This window comes from Streptomyces poriticola (genome assembly GCF_036689765.1).
GTDB lineage: Bacteria > Actinomycetota > Actinomycetes > Streptomycetales > Streptomycetaceae > Streptomyces > Streptomyces poriticola.
Window position 1 is genome coordinate 21,692 of sequence record NZ_JBAGKH010000047.1, and the last position, 9,358, is coordinate 31,049.

Here is a 9,358-nt window from a genome sequence, read left to right on the forward strand (position 1 = left end):
CACCGGCTCCCCCGCCCGTCAGCGAGTGCCTAGTAGCACTCCTTGACACCCTTGGCCAGCGACATCTTCAGGCCGCTGAGCTTGAAGGTTCCGGCAGTGGTCGCCCACGCCGTCTGCTTCACGTCGGTCAGGACGACCGAGTCGGCCTGCTGCGCGAATCCGTACGGGTTCGCGGTGTCGCCCTTCTGGATGCCCGGACCCTTGGCGGCGTCCTTCGCGGCAACACCGATGTCGATGTTGTTGAACGTGGCGTCGGCGTTCAGCTCGGCGACGTCGATGTACAGGTTCTTGGCCTCGACCGGCGTGTCGCCCCCGCCCGCCTTCAGCATGAGGCTGACGGTGCCGATGAGCGGGATGTCCGGGGTGACCACGGACTGGCACAGGTTCTTGATCGTCGCGGACTTGAACGCCGAGACGGCGACGGGGTGAGCCGTCTTCTTGCCGTCGAGCGTGTAGCCCTCGTCGATCGCGCCGTACTGGACGAAGCCCTTGCCGTCGAGCCGCTCGGTCGTGACCTTGAACGACTGCCCCGACACGCTGAACGACGCGGCGAGAGCGCCCTGACCGAGGGCCACGCCTATCGCCGCCGTGGCGGCCACGCTGGGCACCATGACCACGGCGAACCGCTTCCATCTGGTCCCGCCACGCACCTGGGACTCCATATTTCCTCCTTCTCGGACGTACATCTCCTGGCCTCGGCAATGCCTCCGACAGGCGGCTTGCCGGGCAGGGATGGGAGAAGTGCTACGTCCTCGGGAAGGAGAGCGCCTGCTCTCGGCGGCGCGCACAACGCGCCCGAATCACCGGCGATCACCCCCGAGCGACAACCACTGGTCGCGCCTGACACGCATCACGCACAACCTTGCTGGACAGGCTTCGCCGATCGGGCGAAGACCCCCCTGCCCAAGGGCCGGCGCCACTGCCGCCGACCCTGCTCGGTGGGGACCCAGGAACTCCCGCGACCCGATTGGCTGTCGGGGTACGGGAACGGACCGAGCGTCGCCGATCGTGGTGCATTCTCGCCGCCCGCACAAGGGGGTTCGTTACTCGGCAGTAACGGCCCGGTGAGCAGGGCTCGACGGACAGGTCCGGGACGGGCACGCAGGGTGCCGCTCAGGGGCCGGACAAAACTATTGATCGCTGGACAGAAACCGACAGACCATCGGGCGCGATTTACTCGCAGTAACAGCGGCCGTGATTACCAAGATTTGGTAAAGCACGGCCGCTCTGTGCTCACTGGCACCAATCAGAACAGGGCACGCGCCAGCGCCCGGCGCGCCGCGATCACCCGCGGATCATCGCCGCCGACGACCTCGAACAGCTCCAGCAACCGCACCCGTACGGCGTTGCGCTCGTCGCCCGCGGTGCGCTGCACCGTGTCGATGAGCCGCCCGAAGGCGTCGTCCACATGCCCGCCCACCAGATCGAGGTCGGCGGCGGCGATCTGCGCCTGGACGTCGGCCGGCCGGTCGGCGGCCTCCTTGCGCACCTGCTGCGGGTCGAGGTTCTGCACCCGCTGGAGCAACTCGGCCTGCGAGAGGCCCAGTTTGGCCTCGGTGTTGCCCGGGTCGTCGCTCAGCACGTTCTTGTAGGCCTGCACCGCGCCGCCGAGGTCACCGGCGTCCAGCGCCTGCACGGCGGCCTCCAGCGCCGCGTCGTGCGGCCCGGCCGGACGCTCGGGGGCCTGCGGGGCACCGCCGGGCTCGGCATCGGGGTCGACGGTCAGGCCGGTGAGGCCGAAGCGCTCCTCGGCGACCTGCACGAGCTGGTCCAGGGTCTGCCGGATCTGCGCCTCGCCGGCGGCGCCCTGGAAGAGCGGCAGGGCCTGGCCGGCCACCACCGCGAAGACGGCCGGGATGCCCTGGATCCCGAACTGCTGCATCAGCATCTGGTTGGCGTCGACATCGATCTTGGCGAGGACGAAACGCCCGTTGTACTCGACGGCGAGCCGCTCCAGCACCGGGCTCAGCTGCTTGCAGGGCTCGCACCACTCGGCCCAGAAGTCGATGACGACCGGGACCTCGGTGGAGCGCTGCAGAACGTCGCTCTCAAAACCTGCCTCGTCGACGTCGATCACGAGATCGGCCGGGGAGACGGCGCCGCCCCCGCCCTGCCGGGCCGACTCGGCGCGCGCCTGCTCCGCCTTCGCCTTGGCCTCCTGGGCCGCCTTCACCGCGGCGAGGTCGACGACTCCGCTCATGGACATGTTCCGTGGCTGCATGCGTCTATCCTCCCCCGTCAGGCGCGCGTCTGTGAAAACAGGACGGAAAGCCCGCCCTGATGTGTGCCGTTCGGCGCCGGGTCCCCACCCCACGCCAGTGGTCGTCGCCGGGCAACGCCCATGCCCGCGCTTTCGCTACGAGTCGTAGCGTAATGCCAACCGGGCCCGCCGCGACACCACCCCCCGGTGATCTCCCTCACGGCACCACCGGAACCGCGGGTGCGGGCACCGCCGGTTATGGTCGGGGCATGCAGAGCCGCACCCCGTTCAGTTGCCGCTCCGGGCGCCCGGGACGCCCGCGCAGCGCCGCGGCGGACGCCGCGATCCTGGCGGCGACGCGGGCGGCGCTGGTGGAGCTGGGCTGGTCGAAGCTCACCCTGGGGGACGTGGCGACCCGGGCGGGGGTGGCGAAGACGACCCTCTACCGCCGCTGGGCGGGCAAGAACGAGCTGGTGGTCGATGCGGTGGCGGAGCTCTTCGACGAGCTGGAGCTGCCCGACCGCGGCAGCCTGGCCGCCGACATCGAGGGCGTGGTGCTGCAGTTCGCCGCGATCCTGGCCCGCCCGGAGGCCAAGAGCGGCCTGATGGCGGTGGTGGCGGAGTCCACCCGGGACGACGCCCTGCGCGAACGCATCCGCGACTCCATCGTGGACCGCCAGAAGCGCCTGGTCCTGGAGGGCCGGGCGCGGGCCCAGGCACGCGGGGAGCTCCCCCAGGAGTCCGACGCCGCGGAGACCGCCCGCACGATCGACCTCATCTTCGACGTGGTGGCCGGCGCCGTGGTGCACCGCACACTGGTGAGCGGACGGTCGGCGGACGAGGACTGGGCGAGCGGCTTCACCCAGGTGCTGCTGCAGGGCCTGGCGGGAGCGGCCGGGCCCGCCGGGGGGTGAGGGGCGGCGGGACCGCCCCTCTGCGGCCGGCTCAGAAGCCCGCGGGCTCCACGTACACCCCCCACTCGTCGCGGAGTGCGTCGCAGATCTCGCCGAGGGTGGCCTCGGCGCGGACCGCGCGCAGCATCGGTTCGATCATGTTGGCGCCGGAGCGGGCCGCCTCGACCATGCCGGTGAGGGCGGAGCGGACCGCGGCGTCGTCGCGGGCGGCCTTGCGCTCGCTCACCACCCGCACCTGCTCACGCTCCACCTCATGGCTGACCCGCAGGATCTCCAGGTCGCCGGTGACCGAGCCGGTGTGGGCGTTGACGCCGACGACCCTCTTGTCGCCCTTCTCCAGCGACTGCTGGTAGCGGAAGGCCGACTCGGCGATCTCCCCGGTGAACCAGCCGTCCTCGATGCCGCGCAGGATGCCGGAGGTGATCGGCCCGATGGGGTGCTGTCCGTCGGGGTGGGCCCGCAGGCCCCGCTCCCTGATCTGCTCGAAGATCTTCTCCGCGTCGGCCTCGATCCGGTCGGTGAGCTGCTCGACGAACCAGGAGCCGCCCAGCGGGTCGGCGACGTTGGCGACGCCGGTCTCCTCCATCAGCACCTGCTGGGTGCGCAGGGCGATCTCGGCGGCCTGCTCGCTGGGCAGGGCGAGCGTCTCGTCCAGGGCGTTGGTGTGCAGGGAGTTGGTCCCGCCCAGCACCGCGGCGAGGGCCTCCACGGCCGTACGCACCACGTTGTTGTACGGCTGCTGGGCGGTCAGCGAGACACCGGCGGTCTGGGTGTGGAAGCGCAGCCACTGCGCCTTCTCGCTCCGCGCCCCGTACACGTCCCGCATCCAGCGCGCCCAGATGCGGCGGGCGGCGCGGAACTTGGCGATCTCCTCGAAGAAGTCGACGTGCGCGTCGAAGAAGAAGGACAGGCCGGGGGCGAACACGTCCACGTCGAGGCCGCGGCTCAGTCCCAACTCCACGTAGCCGAAGCCGTCCGCCAGGGTGTACGCCAGCTCCTGCGCGGCCGTCGCGCCCGCCTCGCGGATGTGGTAGCCGGAGACCGACAGCGGCTTGTAGGCGGGGATGCCGGCCGCGCAGTACTCCATGAGATCGCCGATCAGGCGCAGGTGCGGCTCGGGCTGGAAGAGCCACTCCTTCTGGGCGATGTACTCCTTGAAGATGTCGGTCTGCAGCGTGCCGTTGAGCACCGAGTGGTCGACGCCCTGCCGCTCCGCGGCGACCAGGTACATGCAGAACACCGGCACCGCCGGCCCGCTGATCGTCATCGACGTGGTGACGTCGCCGAGCGGGATGTCCCGGAACAGGACCTCCATGTCGGCGGCCGAGTCGATGGCCACCCCGCAGTGCCCGACCTCGCCGAGCGAGCGCGGGTCGTCGGAGTCGCGGCCCATCAGTGTCGGCATGTCGAAGGCGACCGACAACCCGCCGCCGCCGTTGCGGAGGATCATCTTGTAGCGCTCGTTGGTCTGCTCGGCGTTGCCGAACCCGGCGAACTGCCGGATCGTCCACGTGCGCCCTCGGTAGCCGGTCGGATACAGACCGCGGGTGAAGGGGTACTCACCCGGCCAGCCGATCCGCTCGAAGCCCTCGTACGTGTCCCCGGGCCGGGGCCCGTAGACGGGCTCCACGGGGTCGCCGGAGAGCGTGCTGAAATCCGCCTCACGCTTGCGTGCGGCGTCGTACCGGGCCTGCCAGCGGCGGCGGCCCTCGTCTATGGCGTCAGCGTCCATACCTCCGAATTTACTAGGACGTCCAAGTAAATGTCGATGGCATACAGCCGAACGAGTGTCCGTGCGGCTGTCGGGGCCGGCCGCGGCGGGCCGCGGTCAGGCCTTGGCGGGTGCCGGGGACCCCTCGGCGATCCGGGCCTCCAGCTCCTTGCTGACCTTGCGCTCCACGAAGAAGGCGGCCGTCGGGATGGTCCCGGCGATCAGCACCCACAGCTGCTTGGCCACCGGCCACTTCGCCTTGGCGCCCAGGTCGAAGGCGAAGACGAGGTAGACGACGTACAGCCAGCCGTGCGCGATGCTGACGACGCGGGTGAAGTCGTCCGCACCGCCGATGTCCAGCACGTACTTGCCGATCATGCCCAGGGTCAGCAGGATCAGCAGCACGCCGGTGATGTAGGCCATGGCGCGGTAGCGGGTCAGCACGCTTCGTTTCATGGATCGAGCGTAGCCACCCGTTTCCCGCGATCTTCCGGCGCCCCGGCACCGGCGCGGCCCGGCTCTGCGCTCAGTCCTCGGCGAAGTCGCCCGCGGCCACTCGCAGAGTGCGCAGCATGGCGAAGATCTCGCCGCACTCCTCGTCGTCGTACGCCCCCAGGCCGAAGTCCATCGCCATCAGGTCCCGGGTGGCGGCGTCGACCACCTCGCGGCCCTTGTCGGTGACGGAGGCCAGCGTGCCCCGGCCGTCGTTGGGGTTGGGCCGCTTGTCCACGAGGCCCGATCTCACCAGGCGGTCGACCGTGTTGGTCACGGACGTGGGATGCACCATCAGCCGCTCGCCGATCTTGGACATCGGCAGTTCGCCGGACTTGGAGAAGGTGAGCAGCACCAGCGCCTCGTAGCGGGCGAAGGTCAGCCCGTACGGCTTGACCACCGCGTCGACCTCGGCCAGCAGGATCTGGTGGGCCCGCATGATCGACGTGATCGCCGCCATGGAGGGCACACTGCCCCAGCGCTGCTTCCAGAGTTCGTCGGCACGGGCGATGGGATCGAAGGTGAGACTGAGGGGCTTCGGCACGTCAACAGACCCTACCGGCCGGTCATATGTCGGTCAGCCCCGTCTCGCCTTTCGGTCTCCCCGCCGGGCTCCGGGCTCCGGACGCTATCCGGGGACCGTCACCATGACCCGGTAGACCGTGGTCGACCGGTCTCCGTGCAGGCAGTCGTTCATCGTCCGGACCAGGGCCGCGTGCTCCGGGTCGGTGCGCCAGCCCTTGATGGCGGCGAGGCTCTCCCACTCGCTGGTGAGCAGCCACTGCGCCGGATCGTCGAGGGACCGGCACAGCTGCTCGCCGAGATGGCCGGGAAAGCGCTCGGCGCGGGCGCGTACGTCGTGGTAGTGCCGCAGGAACGCGGCTTCTCTCCCCGCCCGCACCCGCAGCAGGCGGACGACACGCACGCGCCCCTCGTCGGAGGTGACGTCGTCCGAGGTCACGACGGATCGAGGACGACCGGGAGCTCCGCCAGTCCGCGGAACGCCGGGAACGGCACGGTCAGCCACCGTGCGTCCCCGGGGGCCCCGGCCAGGGCCATGCCCGGGTACCGCTGGAAGAGCGTGGTGAGGGCGGTCTGCAGCTCCAGCCGGGCCAGCGGCGCGCCGACACAGTAGTGCGGGCCGTAGCCGAAGGTGAGGTGGGTCGCCTGCACGTTCGGGCGCCGCACGTCCATCTCGTCGGGCCGGGCGAACATCCGGGGGTCGCGGTTGGCGCCGGCGAGCGAGATCTGCACGAGCGCGCCCTTGGGGATGAGCGTGTCCCGGATCACGATGTCTTCCTTGGCGTAGCGGAAGGTGGCGTTCTCCACGGACGTCTCGAACCGGAAGATCTCCTCGATGGCCGCCGCGAGCGCCTTCGCGTCCCGCAGCGCCAGCTCCTTCTGGTCCGGCCGGCTGAGCAGGTGGTAGACCGCGTTGCCGATCTGGTAGGCCGTCGTCTTGTGGCCGGCGAACAGGATCACCCATGCCGTCGAGACGAGTTCGTGGTCGGTGAGCGCGCCCTCCTGGTCCTTGGCCGTGACCAGAGCGCTGAGCAGCCCGCCGTCCGGCTCCCTCCGCTTGCGTGCGCACAGGTCCACCAGATAGTCGCGCAGATTGCCCTCGGCCACCTCCAGCTTCTTTCGCGCCTCCGGGCCGAATCCGGTCTGCGCGACGGTCGCGGACCATTCCTGGGCCTGTTTGCGTTCGTTCTCCGGGACGCCCAGAAGTTCGCAGATCACCTGGAGCGGGAGCGGGAAGCAGAATTCCGGGAGCAGGTTCACCGCCTCGGACTTCCGGCACGCGTCCAGCAGCCCGTCCGTGATCTCCTGGACGCGCGGACGCAGCGACTCCACCCTTTTCGGGGTGAAGGTGCTCCCGACGATCCTCCGCAGCCTGGTGTGTTTCGGGGGGTCCGAGAACAGCATGTTGTCGTCCAGCGCGACCGACGAGTCGCCGAAGATGCGGTGGTAGGCGTCCATGGCGCCGTACATGTCCTTGCTCAGCCGGGGGTCGGCCAGCGCGGCCCGGGCGTCGTCGTAGCGCGTGACGAGGTAGGTCTCCACGCCGTGCGGCGGGGACAGCGGGCACACCGGCGCCTGCTCGCGCAGCGCGGCGTACACGGGGTGCGGGTCGGCCCGGAACTCCCGGCTGCAGGACGAGGCCGCGGCCGCGGCCTCCTCGGACGACGGTGCCTCGGATTCCTCGGATGCGAACGCTTGCGTCATGGCTGGTCCCCGGATCGGCGTGAATTTCGTGGTCGGTGCCACGGTTTCCCGGGCGGCACCGCACCGTAAACAGCGCTGGGCCATATGGGTCGGCTCGCCGGACTATGCGATGGGCGCGGCCGTGTCGAGGTACACATCGTCGATGTGAGCGGACACTCAGCGGAATCTGTACCAGTTCTCATCGTCGGCGGATCCCTGGTGGGCCTTTCCACTTCGGTTTTCCTGGGCCGCCTCGGAATCGAGCACATGCTCGTGGAGCGGCATGCCGCGACATCGACGCATCCGCGCGGCCGCGGAAACAATTTGCGCACCATGGAGATCTACCGGACCGCGGGTCTGGAGCCCCGGATCCGGGAAGCGGCGAGTGTTCTCGCCGGGAACGACGGCATCCTCCAGGTGGACACCCTCACCGGGGAGCAGCGCCGCTGGATCATCGGGGACATCTCCGGCGGCGTCGACATCTCCCGGGTCAGCTCCTCGGACTGGTGCCTGTGCAGCCAGAACGATCTGGAACCCGTCCTGCTGAGCCAGGCGCGCCGGCAGGGTGCCGCCGTCCGGTTCGGCACGGAGATGGTCTCCTTCGCCCAGGACGGGGAGGGAGTGCGGGCCGAGATGGTGCACCGGGACACCGGCGAGACCTACACGGTGAACGCCGACTTCCTGGTGGCCGCCGACGGCCCGCGGAGCCCCGTCCGCCGCCGGCTGGGGATCGGCCAGTCGGGACCGGGGGAGCTCTTCCACAACGTCAGCGTCACGTTCCGCAGCAAGGGCCTGAAGCAGCACGTCGGGGACAAGCGGTTCGTCGTCTGCTACACCACCGCCCCGGAGGGTGAGGCGGCGCTGCTGCCGGTGGACAACGAGGAGCGCTGGGTCATCCACGTCCCCTGGTACACCGACCGGGGCGAGGTGCTGGAGGACTTCACCGACGAGCGGCTGGCCGCGCACATCCGCGCGGCCGTCGGCGTCACGGACCTCGATGTCGAGATCACCGGCAGAGCACCGTGGCACGCGTCGAAACGGGTCGCGGACAGCTACGGCGAGGGCCGGGTCTTCCTGGCCGGCGACTCGGCCCACGAGATGCCGCCCACCGGGGCGTTCGGCTCCAACACGGGGATCCAGGACGCCCACAACCTGGCCTGGAAGCTGGCCGCGGTGCTGCGCGGCTGGGCGGGTCTGCCGCTGCTCGACTCCTACGAGCGGGAACGGCGGCCCGTCGCTCTGGCGACCGGCACCCGGGCCTGCGTCCAGGCGGCCGACGAGCAGCATCCGGGGTTCAGTCCCGGCGCCGGGCGCAACGACGATCCGGCGGACCTGATGACCGTCGCCCTGTGCTACCGCTATGCGTCGAACGCGGTCGTGGGTGCCCCGCCGGACCAGCCGATCGTCCCCGACTCGTTCCAGCTGGGCGGCGAACCGGGCAGCCGGGCACCGCACATGTGGGTCATGACGGATCGCGGCAGGATCTCCACGCTCGACCTGTACGAGCGTTCCTTCGTGCTGCTCGCCGGGTCCGGCGGGCAGAAGTGGCGGACGGCGGTGGAGAAGGCCTCCGAGAACCTGGGCGTCCCGGTCCAGGCGTACCTGGTGGGCACGGGGCCCGATCACGATCTGGCGCCCGAGCGGGACGCCGACTGGGCGGAGCTGCACGGCACGGCCGAGGACGGTGCCGTCCTGGTGCGTCCGGACGGTTTCGTCGCCTGGCGGGCGGACGCCGCGATGCCGGACGCGGATCGCGTGCTCACGAACGTGCTGCAGAGCGTGCTCTGCCGCGACTGAAGCCCCTGGCCCGGCAGGCTCCCGGGCCCGCCCCGGCGA

General features: G+C 70.4%; 9 protein-coding genes. 2 read left to right on the forward strand and 7 right to left on the reverse strand.

Going from position 1 to position 9,358, the window contains the following annotated elements:
• Nucleotides 1-29: 29 nt before the first annotated feature.
• Complete coding sequence (locus V5O46_RS30290) at nt 30-662, reverse strand: DUF6230 family protein (RefSeq protein WP_332887935.1); 633 nt, start codon at nt 660-662, stop codon at nt 30-32.
• A 584-nt stretch (nt 663-1,246) separates the two neighbouring features.
• Nucleotides 1,247-2,221, reverse strand: coding sequence for a tetratricopeptide repeat protein (locus V5O46_RS30295; protein ID WP_332887936.1), 975 nt, complete (start codon nt 2,219-2,221; stop codon nt 1,247-1,249).
• Between the two features lie 248 nt (nt 2,222-2,469).
• On the opposite strand from V5O46_RS30295, the gene V5O46_RS30300 reads away from it, so the two are divergent.
• Nucleotides 2,470-3,114 carry a TetR/AcrR family transcriptional regulator gene (locus V5O46_RS30300; protein WP_332887937.1) on the forward strand — a complete coding sequence of 215 codons (645 nt, stop codon included), beginning with the start codon at nt 2,470-2,472 and terminating at the stop codon, nt 3,112-3,114.
• 31 nt (nt 3,115-3,145) lie between these two features.
• Here V5O46_RS30300 and V5O46_RS30305 read toward each other — a convergent pair whose 3' ends face one another.
• The 5 genes from V5O46_RS30305 to V5O46_RS30325 all read right to left on the reverse strand — a co-directional run bounded on the left by V5O46_RS30305 (nt 3,146) and on the right by V5O46_RS30325 (nt 7,543).
• Nucleotides 3,146-4,846, reverse strand: coding sequence for an acyl-CoA mutase large subunit family protein (locus V5O46_RS30305; protein WP_332887938.1), 1,701 nt, complete (start codon nt 4,844-4,846; stop codon nt 3,146-3,148).
• Between the two features lie 96 nt (nt 4,847-4,942).
• Complete coding sequence (locus tag V5O46_RS30310; RefSeq protein WP_332887939.1) at nt 4,943-5,281, reverse strand: DUF3817 domain-containing protein; 339 nt, start codon at nt 5,279-5,281, stop codon at nt 4,943-4,945.
• Nucleotides 5,282-5,351: 70 nt separating this feature from the next.
• Nucleotides 5,352-5,861: a MarR family winged helix-turn-helix transcriptional regulator gene (locus tag V5O46_RS30315; protein WP_332887940.1), complete on the reverse strand. Its 510-nt coding sequence runs from the start codon at nt 5,859-5,861 to the stop codon at nt 5,352-5,354.
• Between the two features lie 84 nt (nt 5,862-5,945).
• Complete coding sequence (locus V5O46_RS30320) at nt 5,946-6,278, reverse strand: antibiotic biosynthesis monooxygenase family protein (protein WP_332887941.1); 333 nt, start codon at nt 6,276-6,278, stop codon at nt 5,946-5,948.
• On the reverse strand, nt 6,275-7,543 hold the full coding sequence (locus tag V5O46_RS30325; RefSeq protein ID WP_332887942.1) for a cytochrome P450 family protein: 1,269 nt from the start codon (nt 7,541-7,543) through the stop codon (nt 6,275-6,277). The genes V5O46_RS30320 and V5O46_RS30325 overlap by 4 nt, the downstream gene beginning before the upstream one ends.
• An 84-nt stretch (nt 7,544-7,627) precedes the next feature.
• On the opposite strand from V5O46_RS30325, the gene V5O46_RS30330 reads away from it, so the two are divergent.
• Entirely contained in the window at nt 7,628-9,319 is a 1,692-nt protein-coding gene (locus V5O46_RS30330) for an FAD-dependent oxidoreductase (RefSeq protein ID WP_332887943.1), read from the forward strand.
• Nucleotides 9,320-9,358 lie beyond the last annotated feature (39 nt).